Consider the following 24873-nt stretch of genomic DNA (forward strand, 5'->3'; position numbering starts at 1 on the left):
GCCCCTCAAGTGTTTGTGTTGTGAAGAAGCCGGTCTAGCCACCGGCTTTTTTGTGCCTGTCATTTGGGTACTGGATGAATCAACAGCTAATCCGGTGCTCTGTTCTTGGCCTATTCCGTCGCGGATAATTGGCTTAACGAAACGAATGTCAGGCCACTGCGAGCTCTGGCCAGATTTGTTTCCAGTCATCAGGACGCAGCGCTTTGCGCGTCACCGCTCCTCCGGTCGCTGACTCGGTACGAGCTGCAATTTCGGCGGAAGCAGTCTTGTGGCCGTAAGCGATCAACCGCAGATACGCACGGCTGGTGCCGGTGCTGATGACCGAGGCATCGCTTGCTGTTTTCAGCCACTCAAGAAGTTGAGGATTTTTGGTCCGCATGTCGGGCCTCCTTTTAGATGCCTTGGATTATTACCCGCAGGTAATCTCAAAGCAATACCCGTAGGTGATTTACCTTTTGGTAACAGGAATGGATGATTTGCGGATGGAAATTTCAGATATTCGCCGCGACAACTTGCGGACACTTATGAAGCAGCGTTTTGATGGAAAGCAGGCCAGATTGGCCGATGCTTTAGGTCGGAGCGCCAATTACATCTCGCGCTGCCTCTCGACAGCGCCCTCCTCAGCTGGTAGTAAAAACATCGGGGAAGACTTCGCACGAGATATCGAAGCGAAGCTCGGCCTAGAGCGTTACCAACTCGACCGAGAAGGCATGAAGCCCTCGGAAGTCATTAGTAACGCTGAATACCTGGGCCCTTTTTCGGTTTGGGACGATGAGACACCGCTGGACGAAGATGAGGTGTACGTGCCATTCCTCAAGGAAGTTGAGCTGTCAGCCGGTAGCGGCAAGACAGTGGTAGAGCCATCACACAAACAAAAGCTGCGCTTCGGGAAGATGACTCTCCGACGTCAGAACGTGCAGCCAAGCGAGGCGGTATGTGTGACGGTAAGTGGAAACAGCATGGAGCCGGTACTCCCCCACGGAAGCACGGTGGGTGTAGATCAAGGCTGCACCGCAATTACAGACGGCAAAATGTACGCGCTCAACCATGGGGGCCAACTCCGAGTTAAAACTCTGTATCGGGCACCAGGTGGAGGCATCAGAATGCGAAGCTACAACCGGGACGAACATCCCGACGAGGAATACAGCGCAGACGACATGCTTCAGAAAGACATCATCGTGATCGGAAAAGTCTTCTGGTATTCAGTTCTCCTTTAGCGCCGCGCTAAAACAAACACATCAAGCCCGCTCCTTCAGCGGGCTTTTTTTCGCCTGCCCGAAAAATAATTACCTATAGGTATTGACCGCGATAGTTACCCACAGGTAATGTCTATCCATCGCCGGATAACAACCGGCCAGATGGAAGGCAGCGATGAACCGGCCTCAACGGTTCAGAGGGTTGGCAACTGACCCGGGTGTGCAGCGTAAAGCACCGCAAACAGTTATCCGGCGGACTGAGTCGCGGTCGGACAAACAACTTGAACGAGCCCGTACCGCGCCAGCAGCGCCGAAGGGACGCGGAAAGTTTCACTGATGCACCTGGTTGGACGGGTGCATTGGGAAAACAACCGGGAGTCACGACGATGGCAGAGACAATCATCAGCGGCGATTGGCAAGGGTTTCTCGGTCGCGGATTAGCGCCCCGAGAGATTCAATTCCTTCTTTTGGTTGCCCAGGGACTTACGGCAAAAGAAATCGCAAAGGACTTCGGGCTTGCCCCGAGCAGCGTGGCCAAAAGGCTTTCCAGTGTGATGTTTAAGCTCGGCGTACACAGGCAGTCAGCAATGATTGCAGAGGCCATGAAGCGCCAGATCATTTGCCCGGTCTGTGTCGTGCTTGCGGTGATAGCCATTCACTCAATGATCGACGATCAGGCGTTTCGCCCTGAACGAAGAGTGTTCGATCGACGTATTCAGCACCTCAGTTAGTGAAGCCTGGCGACAAATGGAATCGTGAAAACAACCGGGAGTAACAGCGATGGAAACTGAAATCTCAAACGGCGCATGGAAGGGTCACCTCGGACGCGGCCTGGCGCCTCGAGAGCTTCAGTTCCTGTTGTGGGTTGCCCTGGGGCTGACTGCAAAGGAAATAGCTCGGGAAGCCGGCATAGCACCGAGCACTGTTGCGAAACGCCTCACCAACGCAATGTTCAAGCTCGGCGTCACCCGCCGGGCCGCCCTGGTCGCCGAGGCAATGCGACGGCAGATCATCTCCCCGATGTGCTTCGTCCTGGCCACTCTGATGGCCATGAATGCAGTAGCCAACATCCAGTCAGTCGAACCCGCCCGCCGCGATCGCCGACCGCCGTCTGTACGGATTGCCCAGATACGAATCACCCGCCGCGCCGAAACGCTAGAAGCCGCATAACTCAACCAGAAAGGAAAAATCATGATCGAGCTCGGACAGAAAGCAGAAGACAAAATCACCGGTTTCTACGGCGTAATCACCGGCCGTTCTCAGTACCTCACCGGTTGCGATCAGTACTGCCTGGCCCCACCCATTCGGAAAGGGATCAACGAGGTGCAGAGATCGGAGTGGTTCGATGAGGGCCGCATCAAGATTCTTGGCCCTGGGGTTACCGCAGCTGATGTAGCCGGTCCCGCACCGGGTGGACCTCAGCGAGACGCACCGCGGCGCTGATGGACAGCATCACTGCTGCACCTTGGCGACAGGGTGCATCGGGATGCAACCCCAACCCAGAGGAATCACCATGTTCGGCAAACTGTTTGGCAAGAAATCCGGCGAAGCCCGTCAGGCCCTGGCCGTGATGACCAACCGCGATCTGATGCAGGCTTCGGTCTACGGCGTCTTCTATGTGGCTTCCGCTGATGGTGACATCGAAAAGGAAGAGCTCGAAAAAATCGAGAAGCTGATCAACAACTCGGCCGCCCTGAAAGGCTTCGGCGCCGAGCTGAGCAACACCATTGACCGCGCCAAGGCCGACTTCAACGACGGCGGCCCCCGCATCATCCGCCAGAACGCCGAAAAGGAACTGAAGGACCTGGCCCACAGCGTTGACGACGCGGCCACCGTGCTGAACTTCATGCTCACCGTGGCAGAAGCTGACGGCGAGATCGAACCAGCCGAAATGGCGGTGCTGGAAAAGGCCGCCAAGATCATGAACCTCAATCTCAAAGACTACCTGTAGTCATGTTCGGCAGGTTCGGCAACAAAGCGCGCTCGCTGGCAGCCTACGGGCTCGCTGGCGGTGTCGTCTTCGTCGACTCAGCCAGTCGCATCCTTTCAATGGTTGGTGACCTGGTACTGGTCGCGCTGCTCTTGATGGTGCTGATGGTTGGCAAGACGAAAGACAAACCGTAGGCATCACTTCTGCCCATTCACTGAGTGGGCAGCGGGATGCGGACGAAACCCCGGCTTATACCGGCCACCTGCACTCATCAACTAACCCAGCACGGAGGATTGGCAGCCATGTGAACTTCAGATACCTGCGCGGCCCTCATGGCTCCGCAGGCTACGTCACGTAGGGAGGTCTTCGTGACGCAAACAAAAGCCCGGTTCCGATCGGGCTTTTTTACGCCTGCCTTTATCCGTCAGCACTCTCCCCTGCGCCCAACGGCAACCAGCAGGAAGCCCCGAGTTCTGACGAATAAACGCAACCCCATAACGAGGGATCAGCCATGCAATCAATGCTGCAGCAGCGCGCTGCCGGGCTTCTCGCCCTGCGTACTCGCGCAATCATCGCAACCGTCGAACTCTACGCCATGATTGGCAAGGAGCTACCCGCGCAGAAGATCCGCTACCAGGTCGTCACCAAGGGTAATGCCTATCACATCGTTGAGCGCTCCACCGGGCTGACCAAGGGGTTCCGCTGGACTTGGAAGGAAGCGGTCAACCTGGCGCAGGTACTGGAAGCGCGCGCCGATGGCATCAAGCTCTCGCTGTCTGGGGTGCGGAAATGATCGGCGTGCCAATGCCCAACCCGCGAGACTCGATCATCTCGGAACTGAATAAAAAGATGGATCACTTCTTCGGCGCCGGTAAGAAGATCGACGTTATCCCGCCCGGCATCAGCGCGGACGTGCCGATGTTCGGCGCCACACCGCACAGCCTGAAGCTCCGTGCCGCTCGCGACAAGGATGCGCCGAGGCTTCAGGAGCTGGCTGACGCCGGAAAGACCGTGGTCGAAGCAGCCAAGGAAATGAGCATGCTCGCCAAGCGGGCTCGACTGATCGCCCGGGAAAACAACATCAAGTTCGCCGAACCATCGTGAGGCGCCTCAGCAACCAGGTGCGCCAGCGCCGACGACAAACATGGCTGGACTTGCCGGTCAGTGGAATTGAAGGGGTAGCCTATGGCCAAGAGCAACGCGGAACGGTCAGCGAAAGCCGCGGCGAAGAAGAAGAGCCGCGGCGAAGAGGAAATCAGGCTGCACTGCCTGCCCGGTACTCGCCAAGCCCTTGCTGAGCTGATGACCTGGAGCGGAATAGAGGAACAAGGCGAGGCGATCACGCTGATGATTCACCACCTGCACGGCCTCGGCCCGGGCGGCGCCCTTCCCCTGCTTGAGCTGCCGCCGCGACACGAATACGTGATACCCGAAAACGTGTCGCGGAAATTGAAGTTAGCCAACGACCGCGAGGCTCTTCGAATTGTTCATGACGAGTAACGTTTTCCGGGAGGCGTAGTTCCGGGCACGTAAAGTAACTCCTCGTCGATTGTGTTGAGTATCGGGATATCTCCTACCCTTGGCATTCTTTCCAGTGCAATACGCGTTGGCGCCACATCGAAGATTCGGCCACGCTGAATGGCGATTAAGCTGCCACTTACCCGGAATACACCACAGTCCGGGCAGTCAATTTCGCGATAGTCCCCTTGCGGACGGTTTTCTTTCGCCGGCGATCCGCAAACCAAGCATTCCATATTCCCTCCTTGACCCGACCGAATGCCGGGCCTTGAAGCAATAGCTCACAAACACCTATCTCGCCACCACCGGTCACGGAGGGCGGCGCCTACCTGAGGTATTCGCAATGCCCGTACTCCACAGCGCAATCCACAAGATCGACAAGAAGCCCGACGGCACACCGGCTGTTCTATTCCTCGGCAGCGCAGAGCAGGTCGAGAGCCAAGCCCGCGACGATCTGATGTGCCAGTTCAACGAAAGCTACAACGCCACCGCCGGCAAGGGCTGGGGCTTCTTCCACGCGGAATCTGGCGCGTACCCACTCAGCGGCTGGCTCAGCAAGTACCTGGCTGGTGGTTCCGACTTCCTTGAGTTCAGCACCATCGCTGTCGAACACCTGACCAAGCTGATGGAAGAATCGAACCTGACCACCGGTGGGCACGCGCTCTTCTGCCATTACCAGCAGGGCCTGACCCAATACCTAGCCATCGCCCTGGTGCAGGAAACGGAAGCGGTGACGATGACCGAAGAGTTGCACCTGATGACGGTCAAGCGCCTGGACCTGGACCATATCCGCCTGGCCGCTCGAATCAACCTGAGCGAGTGGAAGAACAACCCGCAGTCGCGCCAGTACATTTCGTACCTTAAAGGTAAGCAGGGCCGCAGGCTCAGCGAGTACTTCCGTGATTTCATCGGCGCGCAGGAAGGTGTAGACGGCCCAGGCGAAACCCGCACCCTGCTCAAGGCGTTCAGTGACTTCGTTGAAAGCGAAGACCTCGGCGAGGAATCAGCCCGCGAGAAGACCAACACCTTGGTCAGCTACGCGATGGCCCAAGCCAAGCTCGGCGAGCCGCTCACCCTGGACGAGCTGTCTGAAGTACTCGACGACGATCAGCCAAAGGCGTTTGCCGACTTCATCCGCGATAAGGATTACGGCCTGTCGGCTTCGATCCCGCCAGACAAAAAGACCCTGAACAAATTCAGACGCTTCACCGGCCGCATCGATGGCTTGTCGATCAGCTTCGAGCAGCACCTTCTCGGATCAAAAGTCGAGTTCGACGAAGCCGGCGGAACCCTGACGCTGCGCAGCCTGCCGACTCAGCTTACCGATCAACTCAAGCGCGCAGCCGCTTGACACTCACCGCAACGCCGCGCTCTGGACGGAGGGCGGCGCCTGACTGGAGATTCACCGTGGACAAGAACACGAAGATCCTGATTCCGGAAATCTCCGGCGAATGGACGGAGCGCATGCGCTCGGGAAAAACGAACATCTGGAATGCCTGCAGCCACGATAGGCCTCATCGAAACGGCCTTCCCGAAGTAAGACTTGATCCTCCGGAAACTGGACTGTACGCCGAGCGTATCGACGGCGCCTGGTACTGGGTTTCTGGGTGCGCCAAATGCAATGACAGCGGCGAGCGCTACAGCTACTCGGTCTGCGATAAGCATAACGTTTGCAGGCTGTGCAGCACTCACCGTTCAAAACTGACGGAAACGCCATGGGGTCATCCGGACGGCTTCACATGCAAGCCCTGTCAGGATGCAGAAGACGCAAAGGCCAAGTCTGCGGCGCTGGCCAAAGTGGCCGAGAGCGAATACGACGCTTGGGACTATCGCGCTCAGGACGAATGCAAGTGTCCACACTGTGCCACGCTCATCCACATAGAGTCGGAGGACTACGGCGACAAGAACATGGATTGCGATACCTGCGGCGGCCAATTCGAATTGACCACCGAGTATTCCGTCACCTTCACCACCAAGGTGATCGGCGAACGCATCACCGCCTGACCCACCCTCACCTATTGCGCTGAAGGCTCTGTAAATCGGTCGATCTCTTTCCGGTAGGTTGCAAGCTCAATGATCTGCCGCAAGCAGATCACGACTTCCAGCTTCTGCTTGTCGTCGGGGATCCCTATTCGCTTGAGCATCATTTGAGCGTCTTCCTCGATTGCCACAAGTGCATCGATATCGCTTTGCAGTCTCATGTCGGCCTCCCGCCAGGCTGAGTTCGACATAAATAAATACCCCACTTCAACGAATCACGCCAGCCGGCGAGGCAATCGGCTGTCTGGAGCAGTTATGAATCCCTACCTGATCACGGGCCCAGCCCAGATCGGCATCAGTGGTGGTCGCACGAGCGGGCACATGGTCTACAAAATCCTCGAGGCGCATGGCGGGGTGCTTCCGCCGGACGTTCACCTGTTCTTCCAGAACACCGGCAAGGAACGGGAGGAAACATTGGTGTTCGTCGATCAGATGGCGAAGCGTTGGAACATCGTGGTTGTCTGGATGGAGTGGTGCCGTGTGTACGGCCAGCCGGATGACGCGCCCTGGTATCGCCTGGTCGACTTCGAAACCGCCAGCCGCAACGGTGAGCCGTTCACGATGATGCTTGAGTACTACGCTGCGTACCGAAAAGCCGAAAAGAACTTGGCGCCGGTACTGCCAAACTTCTCAAACAACATGTGCACCGCCTACTTGAAGATCAAAATCGGCGAGAAGCACATGCGGTCACTTGGTTACGGCGAGTGGGATTGCGTGATTGGCATCCGCAAGGACGAACCTGGACGCTACCACCGGATGATGGCCGCCAACGCAAAGGGCGGCACGCGCTGGGACAACCTTTGCCCCTCCTATACCGCAGGCATCACCAAGGAACACGTCGCCGCATTCTGGAAGGCCCAGGACTTCGACCTCGGCATGGATTCCGACCTGGGCAACTGCGACCTCTGCTGGAAAAAAGGAGAGGACAAACTCTTCAAGGCTATCCAGGCCGAACCGGATCGGGTGATCTTCTGGTCCGGCGCCGAGGAGCGCTTCAATCAGGTGTTCTGAATGGACCGCCCGAAGTACTCGCACTTGGCCTGGTACGCAGAGAACTACAAAGGCCAGATGGATGCGTTCGGCCATTCAGAAGACATCGACTGCTTCTGCGGTGACTGATGGGAGATTGTGTGAATTAGCGAATTAGATGGTTCAAAGCTGCACATCTCAACAAACAAGCTGTAAGCGCGTCCGACTCTGGAGTTGAGCCAGGATGCATCAAACTACCCTTTCCCTCGACCATTGCTGCGGAGAAAGAGAGTGCGCTCAACAGATTAAATAGTCTGAGGTAGTTCTCAGGCGTGGCAAAGCCATGGAAAAATCCGTGAGAAATCCCATGTCGATTCAGAGTTAAGTATTCAGGAGCTGAACCGGTGTGTAAATAGAGCTTAGCGTTCAGGTAGCTCGATATGCTTTCAAACATCTGAACGCGTTCATGAAAATGATCTAACAAAGTAATGGTAATTTCATTATCTGGATACCAATCATATCCATCCATCATCATACTAATTTCTTTCTGCTGCAGTTTTTTGAAAACTTTAGTTAGTGTTTTGATACTTACATCTTCGTCAACATTTATTCCTGACGCCACGCCTAATCGCCTGACGATACCTTCAATGCACGGTAAAAGACCGACTATTGCAACATTGTAGAGTCCAAGACAGTACGCTTTTGATGACTCTACTAATTGAGAGTGATATTGATCAAAAGTTTTTCTTGCAGACCACACACCATCAATTAGCTGCGCCAAACCGTCAGGGGGATACATCTCTAAAAGCATGCGATCGCCACACTTCATTTTGTCATTCTTTGTTGTCGCGTCCAATATGCCGGCCGCATGTCTACTTAGGAAACCCATAGCGTAATAAGGGGGTGTAACAATGTCGGCGGATGAGAAGACTTCGCGCATCCAAGCCAATCCGTGGCCTCTTGGCACCTCAGAGATATTTCTAGGAAAAAAAGCTGTTCCGTCTAGAGTAGTAACTCTATACCCATGTATCGGCCAAAAAACATCGACCTTAGCCTCTTCGACTTTTATGTAGTCTACCCCCTGCCTTCCTAGGCAGGCCTCTACCGCTTTCAGGCTTTTACCCAATGCCTGAGTTCTTCTGCATGCTCTGTAGACTTTCGCAAAATCCATCACGCCCCCCTATCCAGTCCACGGAATATACCCGCGAGGTTTCCCCATGCCCACAGAAAACCAGCCAGGCGCAGTGCTTGGTGCAACTAACCGCACGATGCATTGCTGTCTGGACGTCCGCGGCTCGTTGAAAAACATGAGCAGGCGCCAGCTCACCGGTCTGTTCCGCCACGCCGACGGCACCAAGTGCACCGCCGATGAGGCAACGGATCATCTGCTTGAAGCGCTGGCCCAAGGCAAAGAGGTTCTGCCGTTCGGGCCGCCCTGCGAGGGTTTCGATTTTTCCGGCAATGGCTGCCCAGGGCATGACACGGAGGCCGCATGAAGCGCATCTACCTCAGCGGGCCAATGACTGGCCTGCCCGCTCTAAACTTCCCCGCCTTCGCCGCAATGACCGCCAACCTGCGCGCCGAGGGCCACACCGTCACCAACCCCGCCGAGCTCAACCCTGACGGCGGCTCCTGGAACGACTGCATGCGCCGCGACATCGCCGCCCTGATGGACTGCGACACGGTGGCCACGCTCCCGGGCTGGGAGCATTCAAAGGGCGCCCGCCTCGAAGTGCTGATCGCTGAACGCCTCGGCATGACGGTTGTGAATGCCCATGATCTGGTATCGATGGAGATCGCAGGATGAGAAGGGACATAAAATGCTAGCGATCGGCATTTAATGACTTCGCCGGCTTGCATCTACCACCCGAGTCACCTTAACAACTTCAAACCTAGCTGAGAAATAACGCCTTTAAATAAAGTATCAATATACTCTTCCGACTCAGCAAAATTTTTGTAGTTATCGCCACCTAAAGACTTCCAATTCGATTCTATAGATGACTTTGCCGCCAAGACCCCAACTTCTGGGTAGTCTGGATTGATCACCCTTAAAAAATTCGTCGCACAATTCAAACACTGCTGCTCCACACCGAACACAGCCCTCAGTTCGTTGCCAAAAGACTTACCCCAAATAGCATTGCACTCGACAAGAAGGGCTTTAAGATCGGAACGTAGACATATTGCACGTTCTATCCGAATATCAAATGTTTGCTTAACCGCCCGACGCACCTTTTCATGTTTATAATCTTCTTTTGTTTTTAACTGTGCGGCCGAAAACTCAGCACTGCCCCAGATGCGCTTCACTTCTTCTTTGTATAATTCGACCGCAATAGCAACCCTTCTTGCTAGCTCATGATCTGACGTGGCGCGTATTTGCTTACGCCACAACCCTATTCCATAAACTGCAAAAGATGCTGCAACGACTGTAGCTACAGCGCCAAGTATTTCGAAGAGGTCGTGAATGTTCGCAACTTTGTAAAAATCGCTTGGAAAAAGCAGCCTTGACCAAATGATGCCAGTGCCAAACAACCCCAAACACAGTAGCCACTCCAATCTGTATTTCATGCGTCGCTCACCTGAAAAATCTAACGATATTAACAGGCCATCAGCCAACGAGCAGCTATCCAGATGTCCGCACTGCACTACCACCCTCCCCCTTCAAAGTCAGCCGCTATAGCGGCAAAGGAACAGTCATGCCTGAAGAAACTGCTGTGATCCAACAACTGCCGGTCGTGCGCGACAACATGGGCTTCTGGACTCATCCGGCATGGCCGAAGGACGGCGACGAAGATGCGATTCCAAAAGCTTGGTTCAAGGAGAAAGGCTTCGAAGCCCTGTGTGCCTATATGGACGGCGATGGTCCCGAAGAATTGAACGAGCACTGGGCTGAGGACGGTCTTTGCGACTGCACCACGTGGGTGCCGAGCACTCCTACTGGTGAAGGCTGGTTCATCTTCTCGATCCACGATACCGAAGACGGCCCTATCTGCGTCTGGGTGCGGCCGATACCAGTGGATTACGCCTACTCAAATAATGGTGAGGACTGGACCGCTGACTGGTGCTCGTTCATCAGCCAAAACGATGAACTCGCTCCTGGCGATGAGTGCCAGCGCGGCGTAATCCACTACGCAGATCCTGCGGAGTTCGTCGATTCGGACGCTGTGATCGACGCTATGGCTGATAACGCCTCATCGAGCGATCTCGGCGAGTGGGCTGAAGACTTTCCAGCCGTCAGCCCCGAGGCCAAGCAAGAACTTGAAGATCTTCTCGATGCCTGGGCTCGCAAGAACTGTGACTGCACCTTCTACCGCGTCAAGAACATCGAGACGTTCACGATCGCCGCCGAGGACTTGGAACAGGAAGAGGTGGCGCCATGATCCTCCCCGCCCTCGCCTACATGGCCTGGCTCATCTACAAGGGGCCTCGGAACTGAAGTAGGAGCTCACTCGACCAGTTGCGGCCACTCAGCAATTTCTCTGAAACAACTGGACGAGCGAACGCCTGAACCTTACTCGCCGTCGTCTTGCCAGCGCAACTCAATCATCCCCCTCCATCTACCAGCCTGCCGGTGAACGGCGGGCGAGGAATCCCCATGACCAAAGAAGACATCTACGACGAACAGATCAACCCGCTGATGGCGCAAATCATCAAGATCTGCAAAGAGCACAGCATCGCAATGATCTTCAGCGCGCACATCCCGAACGAAGAAGATGCCGATCTTGCCTGCACCACTCACCTAGCAGGTGATGACGGCGAATGCTACGGGGCTTTCGTCAAAGCGTTTCACGCCATCCGCCCACAAGCAGCACCGGTAGTGCATACGCGGATCACTCACGGTGACGGCAGCGCCACGCTGGCAGCTTATATCGGCTGACCCCCTCCCCACCTTCTGCCGCCACGCGGCGCGGAGCATCATCATGGCAAAAGTCATTGCCCACATTACGGCTCGGCTGCCACGCCTCATGGAGGCAGGCGAATATCGGAAGCTGCGCTATGCCGGCGGCAAGCCGAGCCTGCAACAGTTGAAAAAATGGATTGAGGAAGGCGAAGTGATCGGAGAGGTAAAAGGCGGGATGTATTTCGTGGACCTGCAGGCGGCCGTGATCGGATCGAACGATCCATTGCTCGCCAAGATGATGGAGGTGGGCTGATGGCTCCCCCGCGCGCCAGGACAGTGAAGAACCGGGACCTGCCAGCGAACCTGTACCCGAACGGAAAGTACTGGCAGTACAAAAACCCGATCACCGGCAAGAAGACCAGCATCAATAAGCCGATGGCCGAGGCCATCAAGCTGGCGAAGGCTGCCAACGCCAAGCTGCTGCCACTGCTAGCCGACGACGGGGCGTTGCTGGCCATGCTCACCGGCGACGCTGCGCCGAAGTTCAGCGGCTGCCTGGAGCGTTTCGAGAAGGAATGGCTGACCACCAAGACCTACGCCGCGAGCACCTTGAAGGAAATCAAATTCAAGTTGGCCCGGTACCGCGAGGACTTGGGCGACCTGATGATGGGACAACTGGATGTGCTGACGGTGGCCGAGTACCTCGATGGTTTCGAGAACAACGCCTACACGAAGCACCGCGGACTGCTGGTGCAGGTGTTCGCGTTCGCCGTGGCAAAGGGCCTGTGCGATCGCAACTCCGCCGAGCTGACCCTGGTCAAGAAGGAAGCAGAGAAGAAGCGCCAGCGGCACACAGTCGAGGGGCTGAACAAGATTTTGGAATACATCGGGACGCCGATCTGGCTGAAACGCGCCATCCGGCTGGGGTTGCTGAGTCTTCAGCGGCGGGAAGATATCGTGATGTGGCCGAAATCGGCCGTGGACCTCGAGCAGAACACCATCAAGGTGTCGCCCGGGAAGACGCAGAACTACGGGAAGCCCGTGCACCTGGAGATTGTCATGGGCCCGGCGCTGCGGGAGGTAGTCTTAGAGTGCATGCGGTCGCCGGTCGTCTGCCCGTACCTGATCCACTACTCACCGAAGGCACGCAAGCGGACCCAGCTCGACGCCAAATTGCATTGGAACGCTGTGACGGCGGACTACCTTACCAAGTCATTCGCCCAGGCGCGGGACGATTCGAAGGCCTACGAAGATGTGGCGGCCGGCGAGCGCCCCACTTTCCACGAGATCCGCGCACTCGGCGCCTGGCTGTACGAGCAGCAGGGTTTCGAGCAGGAATACATCCAAGGCTTGATGGGTCACGCAGATGTGAAGATGACCGAGCACTACCAGGCGGGGCACGGCGATGACGCGGTGGTTTACATGAAGGTCAAAGCCGACCTGAAGGTGTAGCGCGGTGGTCGTTTGCCCAAAATATTCCCAAAGTTTGCCCAAACACCAGGCAACAAAAAAGGGCCCACCTTTCGGTGAGCCCTTCTAGACCGCCCAGCAGAGCGGATTTTGTTTGGTAGGCGCGATTGGACTCGAACCAACGACCCCCACCATGTCAAGGTGGTGCTCTAACCAACTGAGCTACGTGCCTGCTGTGAGGCGGCATTCTACGGAATTCCGGAGGGGTGTCAACACCTTTTTTCGAGCTAACCCTATGAATATGCAAAATATTTAATTTTGCGTCTGCGAAGAAGATTTTGTGGTGGCTGGCGGTCGATTTTTAACTCGGGTAGGATCGGGGCACTCGTAAAATATATTAAACAGAGGCTGCAGGATGGCGAACACCCCCTACCCAGAGTCCTATTACGCCGCATCGGCCAATTCGGTTCCGCCACGCTCGGCCTTGCAGGGTGATGTAGAGACTGATGTCTGTGTGATCGGCGCCGGTTACACCGGTCTGTCCTCTGCCCTGTTTCTGCTGGAGCACGGTTTCAAGGTCACGGTGCTGGAAGCCGCCAAGGTGGGTTTTGGCGCGTCGGGCCGCAACGGTGGCCAGATCGTTAACAGCTACAGCCGCGACATCGATGTGATCGAGCGCACCGTTGGCCCCAAGCAGGCACAGTTGTTGGGGCAGATGGCGTTCGAGGGCGGGCGGATCATTCGTGAGCGGGTCGCCAAATACAATATCCAGTGTGACCTGAAGGACGGTGGTGTGTTCGCCGCGATCACCGCCAAGCAGATGGGCCATCTGGAATCGCAGAAGCGCCTGTGGGAGCGTTTCGGTCACACGCAGCTCGAGCTGCTGGATCAGAAACGCATTCGTGAAGTGGTGAACTGCGAGCAATACATCGGCGGCATGCTCGACATGAGTGGCGGGCACATTCATCCGCTGAACCTGGCACTCGGCGAAGCAGCGGCGGTCGAGTCATTGGGCGGCACTATTTATGAGCAATCGCCGGCAGTGCGCATCGAACGCGGCGCGAACCCGGTGGTGCATACGCCTCAGGGTAAGGTCCGGGCCAGGTTCATCATCGTCGCGGGCAATGCTTATCTCGGCAATCTGGTGCCGGAGCTTGCCGCCAAGTCGATGCCTTGCGGCACTCAGGTCATCACTACCGAACCGTTGAGTGATGAATTGGCGAAAAGCCTGCTGCCACAGGATTATTGCGTCGAAGACTGCAATTACCTGCTCGACTACTATCGCCTGAGCGGTGACAAGCGCCTGATTTTCGGCGGCGGCGTGGTGTACGGCGCGCGGGACCCGGCGAACATCGAGGCGATCATCCGGCCGAAGATGCTCAAGGCGTTCCCTCAGCTCAAAGATGTGAAGATCGACTACGCGTGGACCGGCAATTTCCTGCTGACCCTGTCGCGTCTTCCGCAGGTCGGGCGCCTGGGCGATAACATCTACTATTCCCAGGGTTGCAGCGGTCACGGTGTGACGTACACGCATCTGGCGGGCAAGGTGCTGGCTGAAGCGTTGCGCGGTCAGGCTGAGCGTTTTGATGCGTTTGCTGGCTTGCCGCACTATCCGTTCCCCGGTGGACAACTGCTGCGCACGCCGTTTGCGGCGCTGGGGGCTTGGTATTACGGGTTGCGGGACAAGTTCGGGTACTGACCGACACGGCAAAACCATTGTGGGAGCGAACCTGCTCGCGAAGGCGGCCAGACAGTCAACATGAATGTTGAATGTGCCGGCCTCTTCGCGAGCAGGCTTGCTCCCACATTGATTTGGGGTCAGAGCCGATCTCGTGGGATGCCGCTGCGGATCCGAATGATGTCGGCGAGTACGGCGAGGGCAATTTCCGCAGGGGTCTTGCTGCCCAGGTTCAGTCCGATCGGCGCATGAATCCGCGCCAACTCCGCATCTCCCAAACCACCAATCCTGCGCAACCGCTCGAAACGTTTCTGCGACGTCTGCATCGATCCCATCACCCCGATGTAAAAGGCCTCGGTGCGGACCGCTTCCATCATCGCCAAATCGTCGATGCGTGGATCGTGGGTCAGCGCAACCACCGCCGTGTCGCGGTGACAGCCACCGTCGGCGATGAACACCGAGGGCAACTGACGGCGGACCTCGACATTTTCCAGCACCACGCCTTCCAGCACTTCGTCGCGGGGATCGCACAGGATCACCTCGAAACCCAGGCCCACCGCAAACTCCGCACACGCCTGGGCGACGCTGGAGTATCCCGCGAGCAACAAGCGCTGAGCTGCGCCGATCCGCAGTCGAACCCGGTCGATCTCGCGCTCGACGCGCACGCCCTGCTCGCGATCGGCGAACACGCTGCGCGCGCCGCTGGCAAGATCGACTTCGCGGATCAACCGACGCTGCCCCAACAACGCCGACTCCAGTTCCCGCAAATGCGCCTGAACCTCGCAATCAGGGTTCAGCCTCTCCACCAGTACATCGAGCACGCCGCCGCAGGGCAGGCTCACCCGGGAACGCGGATCATCGCCCTCGCCATAACGCACGACGCTGACGGCTTGATCAAATACGCCCTCGGCGACGCGCTCAAGGAAATCTTCCTCGACGCAGCCGCCGGACAGCGAGCCGATCCATTGTCCCTGAGCATTCACCGCCAGCAGCGATCCAGGCGCGCGGGGCGCTGAACCATAGGTGGCCAGCACGGTGCACAACCAGAAGCGCTGGCCGGCCGTCGACCAGTCCAGCGCCCGGCGCACCACTTGCAGATCGAGATGCTGCATGTCAGTGCGCCTTGTGCTCGAGCGGCGGTGCATCAGCCCGCAGCGCCTGCACATCCCCCACCGCCAGGTCTTCCGACTGACCACCCCAGCCCTGACGCAGGTAGTTCAACAGATCGGTGAGTTGCTCGTGGCTAAGCTTCTCCGCGAAACCGGGCATCGGTTGCATGTGTTCGAACCCGGCAAACTTCTGCTCACCGATGCCATCGTCGATCACCCGCACCAGGTTGCGTGGATCTTCCAGACGCAGCGTGGTGTTGCCGCGCATGGCGACCGCGATGTGCGGCTTGCCTTCGCCGTTGACCGCGTGGCAACCGGCGCAAACATTGAGGTAATCCTGACGACCGCGCTGGGCACTGGCGCTCAGTTTCTCGAACGGCACTTCGTTCAGCACTTTTGCCGTCGGTGGCTGATCGCCGAGCAAGAAGGTCGCCATGGCCGCCAGGTCCGGTTCATTGAGGCCCTGGGTGCTGTTGTGGAACACCGGGAACATCTCGTTGAACATCGTGCCCTGGACGCTCATGCCGTGCTTGAGGAACGAGCTCAGGTCCTGATGATTCCAGCCACGTGCAGCCAGATCGTCGGCCAGCAGGCTCGGCGCCAGATAGCCGTTGAGCAGGCCGCCGGTCATGCGTTTGTCTTGCTGCATCGCACCGGGCAAACCGCGCGGCGTGTGGCATTCGCCGCAGTGGCCAAGCACGTCGACCATGTATTGGCCGCGCTTGAAGGCTTCGCTTTTGCCCTCGGTCGACGACAGTTTCACGTCCTTGCCATAGAGCAGGTTCCAGCCCATCAAACCCAGGCGCACATTGAACGGGAAGCTCAGGCTGGTGACCGGCGCTGCGCGCTCAATCGGCTCGACCGTTTTCAGGTAGGCATAAATCGCGTCGGAGTCTTCACGCGGCATCAAGTGATACGAGGTGTAAGGCATCGCGGGGTACAGGTTCGCGCCATCGCGACGCTTGCCTTCGGTGAGCGCGGCGAAGAATTCATCATCGCTGTAGAGGCCGATACCGTGCTCTTTGCTTGGCGTGATGTTGGTGCCGTAGATCGTGCCGAACGGCGAGACGATCGGCAGGCCACCCGCATACGGCGCGCCACCCGGTGCGGTGTGACACGCCATGCAGTCAGCGGCGCGAGCGAGATAGGCACCGCGGACAACCTGATCATCCGCCTGCGCCAGCAACACCGGCGCAGCCAGGCCAACCGCCAATGCGAGACGGGAAAATAGAGGCTTCATGCTTAACCCTCCTTGACCAGGCCGAGATCGGTCAGCACGTTGCGCGTCGCACTGTAGTAGCGCACGTAGCCGGTGCAGCGACAGACGTGGTGACCGAGGCTGTCCTCGATCACTTGTTCCAGCTGGCTTTTGACGATCGGTTGACGTTGCAGCTTCTCCACCAACACGGTCGCGGCATTCACGAAACCCGGGGCGCAGTAGCTGCACTGGAAGGCGAATTCATCGACGAAGCGCTGCTGGATCGGGTTCAGTTCGGTGACCTTGCCCTGTTCGTCACGGGTCGCGTGGCCTTCGATGGTCCGTACTTTCTTGCCTTCGAAGTAGTGCGCGCCCGTGATGCAGGTGCGCACTTCTTCGCTGGTGCCGTCGGGGTGGTCGACGATCACCACACAGGCGTGGCAAATGCCCTGGCCGCAGCCGAGGCGTGAGCCGGTGAGGTTTTTGTATTCGTGCAGGTAGTCGATCATCGGCAGGTCGTCAGGGATGTCCACCGGGCCGACGGATTGACCGTTGAGGGTCAGTTGAAGCGGACGGTCAGCCATTGAGGGCCTCCTTGATGCGGGCAGAAGTGATGGGCAGGTCGCGGACCCGTTTGCCGATGGCATGGGCCACGGCGTTACCGATGGCACCGACCACCGGGATCATCACCACTTCGGCGACGCCCTTCGATGGATCACTCGGCGACAGCGGCGGCAGGATTTCGGCGGTCTGCTTCCAGACCGCAACGTGGCGCGCCATCGGTAAGCGGTAACGGTTGAAGTTCCAGTCACCCTCCCCCGGCCCGCCTTCGTACAGCGGCATTTCTTCCATCAACGCGTGGCCGATGCCCATGGCGATCCCGCCTTCGACCTGGCCCTTGACCAGCTCCTCCACCAGTACCCGACCACACTCGACCCACGAGTGATGGTTGAGCACCTGCACTTCGGCCGAACCCTTGTTCACTTTCAATTCCACCAGCGTCGCCACCGGGCTGTAGTAAGTCACCGCCGCGTTGTTCAACTGGGTGTCCGGGTAATGCACGTTCTGGCGATCGAGCAGATGGAAACCGGCGCTGTTCATCTGCGCTTTTTTCACGTTCGGTGCGCCATCGCCGTACTTCACCGCCAGGCCGTCAAGCGGCAGACGCTCACGCACGCCGTCGATGCTGAACTCGGCCTCGGCCCAGCTCCAGCGGTTGAAACCGTGCACGGTTGCGCCGGTCACCAACCCTTTTTCGTGAGCGTGTTTCGCCAATTGCTCGAAGCTCAGTGGCTGCATGCCGTTGGCCGTGAGTTTGCCGTCGACCCAATGCGCGTCTTCACGACGAACCACATAAGGATTGGCCTGGCCGCCGTAAGGGCCCTGCCCCCAGATCTGCAACGCTGCCGGCCACAAACCGTGGTTGAACAGCACGCGCGCCGCTTCACGGGTGGCGTGGCTGAAGTAGTACGCGGAGTTGGTCGCCGACGAGGCCGAAGCCACTTTGCCGACCCAGCGCGGGTTGCGCAGAAAGTTGTCCTGCTCGGCCTGACTCATGATGTACGGGTTGCCGCCGGTGATCAGTTGCAACTCTTTCCATTCGGTCTCGCCGGTCTTCACTTCGTGCGCCGGGTTGCCGAGGAAATCGGCCACGACCAGTGCTTGCGAAGTGGACATGCCGGTACCGATTTCAATGCCGATGTGGCGCAGATGGATGCGGCCTTCAGCGGTGAATTCGACGCTGGCCATCGGTGCTTCGGAGCCGGTGCCGAAGTCTTTCTGGCAAATGGCAAAACCGACGCCATACCAGTTATCCGGGTCTGCGGATTCGCGCTGCCGTTTGATTGCGTCGCGGTTTTTCCAGACCTCGTGAACGGCGGCCTTGTCGAGAATTTCATGCAGACGCAAGGCACCCGCCGGCACCGCGCCCTGGGTGTTTTTCATGCCCGAGACCATGGCGTTTTTCTTGCGCAGGTCGATGGCGTCGATGCCGAGGCGACCGGCAATTTCATCCACCATCATTTCGGTGGAGGCCATGCTTTGCAGCGTGCCGTAGCCACGCATCGAGCCCGCTTCAACGGCACGCGAGTGATAAGCCGTGACCTGCAAATCGTTCTGCGGCATGTAGTAGATCGACTGCGCCGCCGTGGCGCCAACCGCCGCCACCGATGGGCTGTAGTTGATCCGCCCGCCACCATCGACGCTCATCTCGGCGCGGAAAATCTTGAAGCTGTGATCGGTCTTGTCCACCGCCAGCTGGTAGCGAATGTCGAACGGGTGACGCTTGATGCCGCTCTGGAATTGCTCGTAGCGATCATTGGCCAGACGCACCGGCACACCGGCGCCGTACAACGCCGCAAGGGCCGCGTAGTAGACGAAAACGTTGTGGTCTTTGGAGCCATAGCCGACGGTGTAGCCCGGATGCATGTGCAGGTTGGCCAGGCCGAAACGCGACGGCGCGATCATCTTCGCGGTCTCGGTCGCGGTTTCCAGCGGGCACTGGGTGGCGACGACAAAATGCAGGGTCTTGGTCGCCGGGTCGTACCAGCCGTTGCCGTTGTCCGGCTCCATTGCGGCCGGTTCGATCGACGGGGTTTTGTAGCGCTCGTCGAACACCAGCCAGTTGTCTGGCGGCGTATCGATCTGCTGCTTCATGCGCTCGGCGTAAAACAGACCGCGCTCGGTCAGGTTGCCGTGCAGGTCCGGCTGGGAATTCCATACCGGGCGACGGTTTTTCAGCATCGGAAACAGGATCGAATCCTTGAGACTGGCGAATTCGTCTTCGTCCGCCGAAGTGGCGCCGCCGACGCGTACGTAGCGGAAACTGCCGTAGGGATCGCCTTCGTAGAACGGCACCTGGGCACCGTAACGAATCGCTTTGTCATTGAATTTGAGTTGCGCCTTGGCCTGACGGAAGCGCTCGAAGTCGTTCCAGATCAGGATCGCCACCGGGTGGCCGATGAACATCGGCACCTTGCCTTCGGGCAGCAGCGGATCGGGTGCGTGCTCTTCCGGGAAAGCGATGCCGTCCTTGTCCAGGTCCGCGGCGGTGACGATGCGATCGGGCTGCAAGTCCGCACCAAGCCACGACAGGTCGTAGCCCGCATAGATGCGGTCGGCCTTGATGGTTTTCAGCAACATGGCGTGGCCCTGCTGCTGCGGCCAGCCGGGCATGTCCTTGGCGCGGATGTCGCGGGCAAAGACTTTGCTGCCGCAGACCTTGGACAAGGCATCGTTACGCGAGCGCGCCTTGCCGTTGTTGCCGAGCCATTGCTCGGACGGCACGGTCACGCTGTTTTCCATCAAGGCTGCCAGCGCCGGACTGCCGAGCGGTGTCAGCGTCACGCTCACACCCGCCACCAGCCCGCCCTGAAGGAACGAGCGCCGGGATATTTCACGGTTGGACATGGATCATCCTCTGGGCGGTTATGGGCCCGCCCTTCTGGTTATGTTCTGGAAATCTCGAGTCTTGCAGAAGCCCTTTTTGACGTTGCAAAGGGCTGTGTTGACAGTGCAAAGTTGACCGAAAGGTTAACTTTATAGATTTATGCGCCTATAGAAAACAACTGGTTACAAAAATCTGACCGAGGAATCAAAAAACCGCTGCTTTGCGGCGAAGCAAATCGATGAACAAACCCAACTCCCGACTGATGTGTTCACCCTTGCGCAACAGCAATCCGAACGGCGCCAATTGCACGTCCAGCTCTACCGGCAGCGCCACCACCAGACCCATTTTCAGGTAGTCGCGCAATGCGGTTTCCGACAACACCATGATGGCGTCGGTCAGCTGGATCAGCTGCTGCATGGAATACACCGAGCTGCATTCGATGATGTCGGCAGGTGTCGGCAAGGCCAGGCGCTGCAAGGCCTGGTCAAGCCCAATGCGCGCCGGACTGGTTTCCGGTTGCAGGATCCACGGCCAGCCGCTGACCAGTTCCGACAGCTCGAGTTTCTTGCGCCTGGCCAGTGGATGACCGGCATGCACCACCACCAGCAATCGTTCGTTGCCCAGTTGCTCGAACGCGTAGTGCTCGCTGTCAGTGGCCGCATTGCGTCGAGCGATGGCGAGGTCGATGCGACCCTGCTCCAGCAGTTGAATCACCTGGTCGCTGGTGTCGCCCATGATGCGGATTCGCAGTTGCGGATTCAGCGACTTGATCTCGGCAATCGAATCCATCACCAGGTCCGGTGCCGCGCCCATGATGGTGCCGATGGAGAGATAGCCGTAGCCGCCCTGCTGCCGTGCGATCAGGTCTTCGGCGCAGCGATCGAGGCCGCTGATGGCTGACTCGGCGAAGCGGATCAACTCGGCGCCCAGTGCCGTCGGCCGCATCCCGCGCGGCAGGCGCTCGAACAGGTCGCAACCGAACATGTCTTCAATCTCATGCAGCATGCGGGTGGCGGCCGGTTGCGACATGTTCAGGTTTTGCGAGGCGCGGTGCAGGTTCAGACTGCTACTCAGCGCCACCAGCATGTGCAGATGCTTGTAGCGCAGACGGTTGAGCAGGCTGCGGGAAACGGTGGGTGTCGTCATGGCGGGCCTTTTTATCGATACCCTGAGGGTATCAGTTGTTAGCTAGATTCGATTTGTAACGCATCGATCCGCAGCCGTACAGTCTTTCCCATAAGAACAAATGCCCTACCAAAGGAAAACTGCGATGAAGACTCTACCTGCGCCTCTGCTCGCCAAAATTTCCTGGCGGCTGCTCCCGTTTCTCCTGCTGATGTACATCATGGCTTTTCTCGACCGCGCCAACGTCGGGTTCGCCAAGCAAGCCTTTCAAGCCGACACCAACATCAGTGACGCCGCGTTCGCCTTCGGCGCCGGGGTGTTCTTCGTCGGGTACGCGCTGCTCGAAGTGCCGAGCAACCTGATCCTGCACCGCGTCGGCGCCCGTCTGTGGATGTGCCGGATCATGGTCACCTGGGGCCTGGTCTCCGCCGCGATGGTCTTCGCCCACACCGAAACCAGCTTCTACGTTCTGCGCTTCTTGCTGGGCGTGGCCGAAGCCGGTTTCTTCCCCGGCGTCATCCTTTACCTCACCTACTGGTTCCCCAGCGCCGCGCGCGGCAAAGCCATGGGCTTCTTCTACTTCGGTGCACCCCTGGCGTTCATCTTCGGCAGCCCGTTGTCCGGCCTGTTACTGGAGATGGACGGGTTTGCCGGTGTCCACGGCTGGCAATGGCTGTTCGCAGTTGAAGGCCTGATGGCCACGGCGGTAGGTGTCTGGGCCTATTGGTACCTGGACAATCGCCCGGCCGATGCAAAGTGGCTGACCGTTGAAGAACGCCAGCAAGTGCAAGGCATCCTCGATCAAGAAGACAGCCACAAACAGAACCACGGCCGCAGCCTGCTCAACGTCCTGTGCCAGCCGTCGGTGCTGTACCTGTGCCTGATTTATCTGCTGATTCAGGCCAGTGTCTACGGCGTGGTGTTCTATCTGCCCACCCAGGTCGGGGGACTGCTGGGCACCAAGGTCGGACTGATGGTCGGACTGGTCACGGCGATTCCGTGGATCTGCGCGATAGTCGCGGCGTACCTGATCCCCGGCTACAGCGACCGCACCGGCGAACGTCGACGCACCGCTTGCCTGACTTTGCTGATGTCGGCAGCCGGGATCGCCTGCTCGGTGACCTTCGCCAGCCCGTTCCTCGGCATCGTCGCCCTGTGCTTCGCCGCTTCCGGGTTCATCGCCGTGCAACCGGTGTTCTGGACCTTCCCTTCCAGTTACCTCGCCGGCAGCGCTGCGGCGGCCGGGATCGCCCTGATCAACTCGTTCGGCGCCCTCGGCGGCTTCATCGCCCCGGTGCTGAAGAACTGGGCCGAAGGCGCCTTCCATTCACCGGCCGCCGGTCTGTACGTGTTGGCCGGCACCACTGTCATTGCCGCGTTGCTGGTCCTGGGCATCCGTTCACCCGTGCAGAAGCCTTCCAGCAAACCGGCCACCGTTTAAACCTGAGGAGTCACACCATGGGCATTCCAACCATCAAACACGTCCGCGCCTTCACATTGAGAGGCGGCGGCGCGGACTATCACGATCAGGCGGACGGCCACTGGATCGACGATCACATTGCCACGCCGATGAGCAAGTACCCCGAATACCGCCAGAGCCGCCGCACATTCGGCATCAACGTGCTTGGCACGCTGGTGGTGGAGATCGAGGCCAGCGACGGCACCGTCGGTTTCGCAGTGACCACGGGCGGCGAGCCCGCTGCCTACATCGTCGAAAAACATCTGGCACGTTTTCTCGAAGGTGCACGGGTCACCGACATCGAAAAAATCTGGGACCAGATGTACCAGTCGACCCTGTATTACGGGCGCAAAGGCATCGTCATCAATACGATTTCCGGCGTTGACCTGGCGTTGTGGGACTTGCTCGGCAAGATCCGCCAGGAGCCGGTGCATCAGTTGCTCGGCGGCGCGGTCCGCGACGAATTGCAGTTCTACGCCACCGGCGCCCGTCCGGACCTGGCGCAGAAAATGGGGTTCATCGGCGGCAAGATGCCGTTGCACCACGGCCCGGCCGAAGGCGAGGAAGGCCTGCGCAAGAACCTCGAAGAACTGGCGACCATGCGCGAACGGGTCGGCCCGGACTTCTGGCTGATGCTCGATTGCTGGATGAGCCTGGACCTCAACTACGCCACCAAACTCGCAGTCGGCGCCCACGAATATGGCTTGAAGTGGATCGAAGAAGCCCTGCCGCCGGACGACTATTGGGGTTACGCCGCCCTGCGCAACAACGTGCCCAAGGGCATGCTGGTGACCACCGGTGAACATGAAGCGACCCGCTGGGGTTTCCGCATGCTGCTGGAGATGGGCTGCTGCGACATCATCCAGCCGGATGTCGGCTGGTGTGGCGGGATCACTGAACTGGTGAAAATTTCCGCCCTGGCCGACGCCCACAACGCGCTGGTCATTCCTCACGGCTCGTCGGTTTACAGCTATCACTTCGTCGCCACTCGGCATAACAGTCCGTTCGCCGAGTTCCTGATGATGGCGCCCAAGGCTGACGAAGTGGTACCGATGTTCCACCCGCAATTGCTCGGCGAACCGGTGCCGGTGAACGGCCGCATGCGCCTGTCCGCACTCGACCAGCCCGGCTTTGGCGTAACGCTCAACCCGGAATGCCAACTGCATCGGCCGTACAACCGCTGAGTAAGGACCCCGTCATGAACATGCCTCACAACGCTTTCAAGGCCGCCCTGAAAAACCCGGCAACCCAATATGGAATCTGGGCCGGTTTCGCCACGGGCTACGCCGCCGAGATCGTCGCCACCACCGGTTACGACTGGATGCTGATCGACGGCGAACACGCGCCGAACACCGTGCCCGGCGTGCTGGCGCAACTGCAGGCGGTGGCGCCCTACGCCACCGCGCCGGTGGTGCGTGCGGTGACGGGCGACGCCAACCTGATCAAGCAACTGCTGGATATCGGCGCGCAGACGCTGATGATTCCGATGGTCGAAACCGCTGAGCAGGCAGCGGCACTGGTCCGCGCCATGCGTTATCCGCCGCACGGTATTCGCGGCGTCGGCGGCGGTTTGACCCGCGCTACACGCTGGGATGGTGTACCGGATTACCTGAACACCGCCCATGAGCAGCTGTGTCTGATCGTTCAGGTGGAATCGCGCACGGGTGTTGAAAACGTCGAAGCGATTGCCGCCGTCGAAGGCGTCGATGCGGTGTTTATCGGCCCGGCGGATCTGTCCATCGGGCTTGGTCACGCCGGCAATCCCGGTCACCCGGAAGTCCAGGAACGGATTCAACACGCGGTGAACGCCACGCTGGCGGCCGGCAAGGCCTGCGGCATTCTTGCGCCGAACGAAGAGGACGCGCGCCGCTATCAGAGCTGGGGTTGTCAGTTCATTGCGGTGGCCATCGATATCAGCCTGCTGCGTCAGAGCGCCATGGCCACCCTGGCGCGTTATCGCACACCGGCCACCGCTCAAGCGCCTTCGCGTACCTACTGATCAAGGAGTCGTCTCC

The 24873-nt window shown here is 58.7% G+C and carries 31 protein-coding genes and 1 tRNA gene; 22 read left to right on the forward strand and 10 right to left on the reverse strand.

Features of this window, described 5'->3' with window-relative positions; all coding sequences use genetic code 11:
* Positions 1-148 precede the first annotated feature (148 nt).
* Positions 149-379: a transcriptional regulator gene (locus tag ACM6I5_RS21200; protein ID WP_414884641.1), complete on the reverse strand. Its 231-nt coding sequence runs from the start codon at positions 377-379 to the stop codon at positions 149-151.
* Positions 380-524: 145 nt separating this feature from the next.
* Here ACM6I5_RS21200 and ACM6I5_RS21205 point away from each other — a divergent pair, with 145 nt between their 5' ends.
* From ACM6I5_RS21205 to ACM6I5_RS21255, 11 genes are all read left to right on the forward strand, one after another.
* Positions 525-1217: a S24 family peptidase gene (locus tag ACM6I5_RS21205; protein ID WP_414884722.1), complete on the forward strand. Its 693-nt coding sequence runs from the start codon at positions 525-527 to the stop codon at positions 1215-1217.
* 365 nt (positions 1218-1582) lie between these two features.
* The gene (locus ACM6I5_RS21210; RefSeq protein WP_414884642.1) at positions 1583-1927 is read left to right on the forward strand and encodes a response regulator transcription factor; all 345 of its coding nucleotides are present in this window, start codon (positions 1583-1585) and stop codon (positions 1925-1927) included.
* A 49-nt stretch (positions 1928-1976) separates the two neighbouring features.
* Entirely contained in the window at positions 1977-2366 is a 390-nt protein-coding gene (locus ACM6I5_RS21215; RefSeq protein ID WP_414884643.1) for a response regulator transcription factor, read from the forward strand.
* 21 nt (positions 2367-2387) lie between these two features.
* A complete protein-coding gene (locus ACM6I5_RS21220; protein WP_414884644.1) occupies positions 2388-2639 on the forward strand; it encodes a hypothetical protein in 252 nt (83 codons plus the stop codon).
* Positions 2640-2709: 70 nt separating this feature from the next.
* Positions 2710-3147: a tellurite resistance TerB family protein gene (locus ACM6I5_RS21225; protein ID WP_045060631.1), complete on the forward strand. Its 438-nt coding sequence runs from the start codon at positions 2710-2712 to the stop codon at positions 3145-3147.
* A gap of 2 nt (positions 3148-3149) precedes the next feature.
* Positions 3150-3320, forward strand: coding sequence for a hypothetical protein (locus tag ACM6I5_RS21230; RefSeq protein ID WP_414884645.1), 171 nt, complete (start codon positions 3150-3152; stop codon positions 3318-3320).
* Between the two features lie 317 nt (positions 3321-3637).
* On the forward strand, positions 3638-3919 hold the full coding sequence (locus ACM6I5_RS21235) for a hypothetical protein (RefSeq protein WP_414884646.1): 282 nt from the start codon (positions 3638-3640) through the stop codon (positions 3917-3919).
* A complete protein-coding gene (locus ACM6I5_RS21240; RefSeq protein ID WP_414884647.1) occupies positions 3916-4230 on the forward strand; it encodes a hypothetical protein in 315 nt (104 codons plus the stop codon). The genes ACM6I5_RS21235 and ACM6I5_RS21240 overlap by 4 nt, the downstream gene beginning before the upstream one ends.
* 81 nt (positions 4231-4311) lie before the next feature.
* The gene (locus ACM6I5_RS21245) at positions 4312-4626 is read left to right on the forward strand and encodes a hypothetical protein (protein ID WP_414884648.1); all 315 of its coding nucleotides are present in this window, start codon (positions 4312-4314) and stop codon (positions 4624-4626) included.
* Between the two features lie 361 nt (positions 4627-4987).
* The gene (gene yejK / locus ACM6I5_RS21250) at positions 4988-5995 is read left to right on the forward strand and encodes a nucleoid-associated protein YejK (RefSeq protein ID WP_414884649.1); all 1008 of its coding nucleotides are present in this window, start codon (positions 4988-4990) and stop codon (positions 5993-5995) included.
* Positions 5996-6051: 56 nt separating this feature from the next.
* Positions 6052-6648 carry a hypothetical protein gene (locus ACM6I5_RS21255; protein WP_414884650.1) on the forward strand — a complete coding sequence of 199 codons (597 nt, stop codon included), beginning with the start codon at positions 6052-6054 and terminating at the stop codon, positions 6646-6648.
* A gap of 11 nt (positions 6649-6659) precedes the next feature.
* On the opposite strand, the gene ACM6I5_RS21260 is transcribed toward ACM6I5_RS21255, so the two are convergent.
* Positions 6660-6845, reverse strand: coding sequence for a hypothetical protein (locus ACM6I5_RS21260; protein WP_414884651.1), 186 nt, complete (start codon positions 6843-6845; stop codon positions 6660-6662).
* A gap of 94 nt (positions 6846-6939) precedes the next feature.
* Between ACM6I5_RS21260 and ACM6I5_RS21265 the strand changes: the two genes are divergently transcribed.
* Positions 6940-7695, forward strand: a complete 756-nt coding sequence (locus tag ACM6I5_RS21265; protein ID WP_414884652.1) for a hypothetical protein — start codon at positions 6940-6942, stop codon at positions 7693-7695.
* Positions 7696-7819: 124 nt separating this feature from the next.
* On the opposite strand, the gene ACM6I5_RS21270 is transcribed toward ACM6I5_RS21265, so the two are convergent.
* The gene (locus ACM6I5_RS21270) at positions 7820-8824 is read right to left on the reverse strand and encodes a hypothetical protein (protein WP_414884653.1); all 1005 of its coding nucleotides are present in this window, start codon (positions 8822-8824) and stop codon (positions 7820-7822) included.
* A gap of 46 nt (positions 8825-8870) precedes the next feature.
* On the opposite strand from ACM6I5_RS21270, the gene ACM6I5_RS21275 reads away from it, so the two are divergent.
* Together ACM6I5_RS21275 and ACM6I5_RS21280 are read left to right on the forward strand one after the other, a co-directional pair.
* Positions 8871-9149 carry a hypothetical protein gene (locus ACM6I5_RS21275; RefSeq protein ID WP_414884654.1) on the forward strand — a complete coding sequence of 93 codons (279 nt, stop codon included), beginning with the start codon at positions 8871-8873 and terminating at the stop codon, positions 9147-9149.
* The gene (locus ACM6I5_RS21280; RefSeq protein ID WP_414884655.1) at positions 9146-9460 is read left to right on the forward strand and encodes a DUF4406 domain-containing protein; all 315 of its coding nucleotides are present in this window, start codon (positions 9146-9148) and stop codon (positions 9458-9460) included. Before ACM6I5_RS21275 ends, ACM6I5_RS21280 begins: the two co-directional genes overlap by 4 nt.
* A 65-nt stretch (positions 9461-9525) precedes the next feature.
* Here the strand turns inward: ACM6I5_RS21280 and ACM6I5_RS21285 are convergent, their stop codons facing one another.
* Positions 9526-10218 (reverse strand): hypothetical protein, encoded by a 693-nt coding sequence (locus ACM6I5_RS21285; protein WP_414884656.1) that lies wholly within the window; start codon positions 10216-10218, stop codon positions 9526-9528.
* A 128-nt stretch (positions 10219-10346) separates the two neighbouring features.
* Between ACM6I5_RS21285 and ACM6I5_RS21290 the strand changes: the two genes are divergently transcribed.
* The 4 genes from ACM6I5_RS21290 (at position 10347) to ACM6I5_RS21305 (ending at position 12943) form a co-directional block, all read left to right on the forward strand.
* Positions 10347-11030 (forward strand): hypothetical protein, encoded by a 684-nt coding sequence (locus tag ACM6I5_RS21290; RefSeq protein ID WP_414884657.1) that lies wholly within the window; start codon positions 10347-10349, stop codon positions 11028-11030.
* A 215-nt stretch (positions 11031-11245) separates the two neighbouring features.
* Complete coding sequence (locus tag ACM6I5_RS21295) at positions 11246-11527, forward strand: hypothetical protein (protein ID WP_414884658.1); 282 nt, start codon at positions 11246-11248, stop codon at positions 11525-11527.
* A gap of 43 nt (positions 11528-11570) precedes the next feature.
* Entirely contained in the window at positions 11571-11804 is a 234-nt protein-coding gene (locus tag ACM6I5_RS21300) for a hypothetical protein (protein ID WP_122838227.1), read from the forward strand.
* Complete coding sequence (locus ACM6I5_RS21305; RefSeq protein WP_414884659.1) at positions 11804-12943, forward strand: tyrosine-type recombinase/integrase; 1140 nt, start codon at positions 11804-11806, stop codon at positions 12941-12943. Before ACM6I5_RS21300 ends, ACM6I5_RS21305 begins: the two co-directional genes overlap by 1 nt.
* 113 nt (positions 12944-13056) lie before the next feature.
* Here the strand turns inward: ACM6I5_RS21305 and ACM6I5_RS21310 are convergent.
* Positions 13057-13133 (reverse strand) — tRNA-Val (locus ACM6I5_RS21310).
* Positions 13134-13316: 183 nt separating this feature from the next.
* Between ACM6I5_RS21310 and ACM6I5_RS21315 the strand changes: the two genes are divergently transcribed.
* Entirely contained in the window at positions 13317-14600 is a 1284-nt protein-coding gene (locus ACM6I5_RS21315; protein ID WP_017337654.1) for an NAD(P)/FAD-dependent oxidoreductase, read from the forward strand.
* A 119-nt stretch (positions 14601-14719) separates the two neighbouring features.
* On the opposite strand, the gene ACM6I5_RS21320 is transcribed toward ACM6I5_RS21315, so the two are convergent.
* The 5 genes from ACM6I5_RS21320 to ACM6I5_RS21340 all read right to left on the reverse strand — a co-directional run bounded on the left by ACM6I5_RS21320 (position 14720) and on the right by ACM6I5_RS21340 (position 21420).
* Positions 14720-15691: an XdhC family protein gene (locus tag ACM6I5_RS21320; protein ID WP_414884660.1), complete on the reverse strand. Its 972-nt coding sequence runs from the start codon at positions 15689-15691 to the stop codon at positions 14720-14722.
* Between the two features lies 1 nt (position 15692).
* Positions 15693-16928, reverse strand: coding sequence for a c-type cytochrome (locus ACM6I5_RS21325; RefSeq protein WP_414884661.1), 1236 nt, complete (start codon positions 16926-16928; stop codon positions 15693-15695).
* Between the two features lie 2 nt (positions 16929-16930).
* On the reverse strand, positions 16931-17470 hold the full coding sequence (locus ACM6I5_RS21330; RefSeq protein ID WP_414884662.1) for a (2Fe-2S)-binding protein: 540 nt from the start codon (positions 17468-17470) through the stop codon (positions 16931-16933).
* Positions 17463-20294, reverse strand: a complete 2832-nt coding sequence (locus tag ACM6I5_RS21335; RefSeq protein ID WP_414884663.1) for a xanthine dehydrogenase family protein molybdopterin-binding subunit — start codon at positions 20292-20294, stop codon at positions 17463-17465. Before ACM6I5_RS21335 ends, ACM6I5_RS21330 begins: the two co-directional genes overlap by 8 nt.
* A gap of 184 nt (positions 20295-20478) precedes the next feature.
* On the reverse strand, positions 20479-21420 hold the full coding sequence (locus ACM6I5_RS21340; RefSeq protein ID WP_414878711.1) for a LysR family transcriptional regulator: 942 nt from the start codon (positions 21418-21420) through the stop codon (positions 20479-20481).
* Positions 21421-21544: 124 nt separating this feature from the next.
* Here ACM6I5_RS21340 and ACM6I5_RS21345 point away from each other — a divergent pair, with 124 nt between their 5' ends.
* From ACM6I5_RS21345 to ACM6I5_RS21355, 3 genes are read left to right on the forward strand one after another with little or no spacing between them, the layout of a single operon-like run.
* A complete protein-coding gene (locus ACM6I5_RS21345) occupies positions 21545-22840 on the forward strand; it encodes an MFS transporter (RefSeq protein ID WP_017337648.1) in 1296 nt (431 codons plus the stop codon).
* Positions 22841-22857: 17 nt separating this feature from the next.
* Entirely contained in the window at positions 22858-24042 is a 1185-nt protein-coding gene (gene rhmD / locus ACM6I5_RS21350) for an L-rhamnonate dehydratase (RefSeq protein ID WP_008067008.1), read from the forward strand.
* 14 nt (positions 24043-24056) lie between these two features.
* Positions 24057-24857, forward strand: coding sequence for an aldolase/citrate lyase family protein (locus tag ACM6I5_RS21355; RefSeq protein WP_017337647.1), 801 nt, complete (start codon positions 24057-24059; stop codon positions 24855-24857).
* Positions 24858-24873: the final 16 nt, after the last annotated feature.

Origin of the sequence: Pseudomonas sp. IT-P171, assembly GCF_949767765.1 — a bacterium.
Lineage (GTDB): Bacteria > Pseudomonadota > Gammaproteobacteria > Pseudomonadales > Pseudomonadaceae > Aquipseudomonas > Aquipseudomonas fluorescens_B.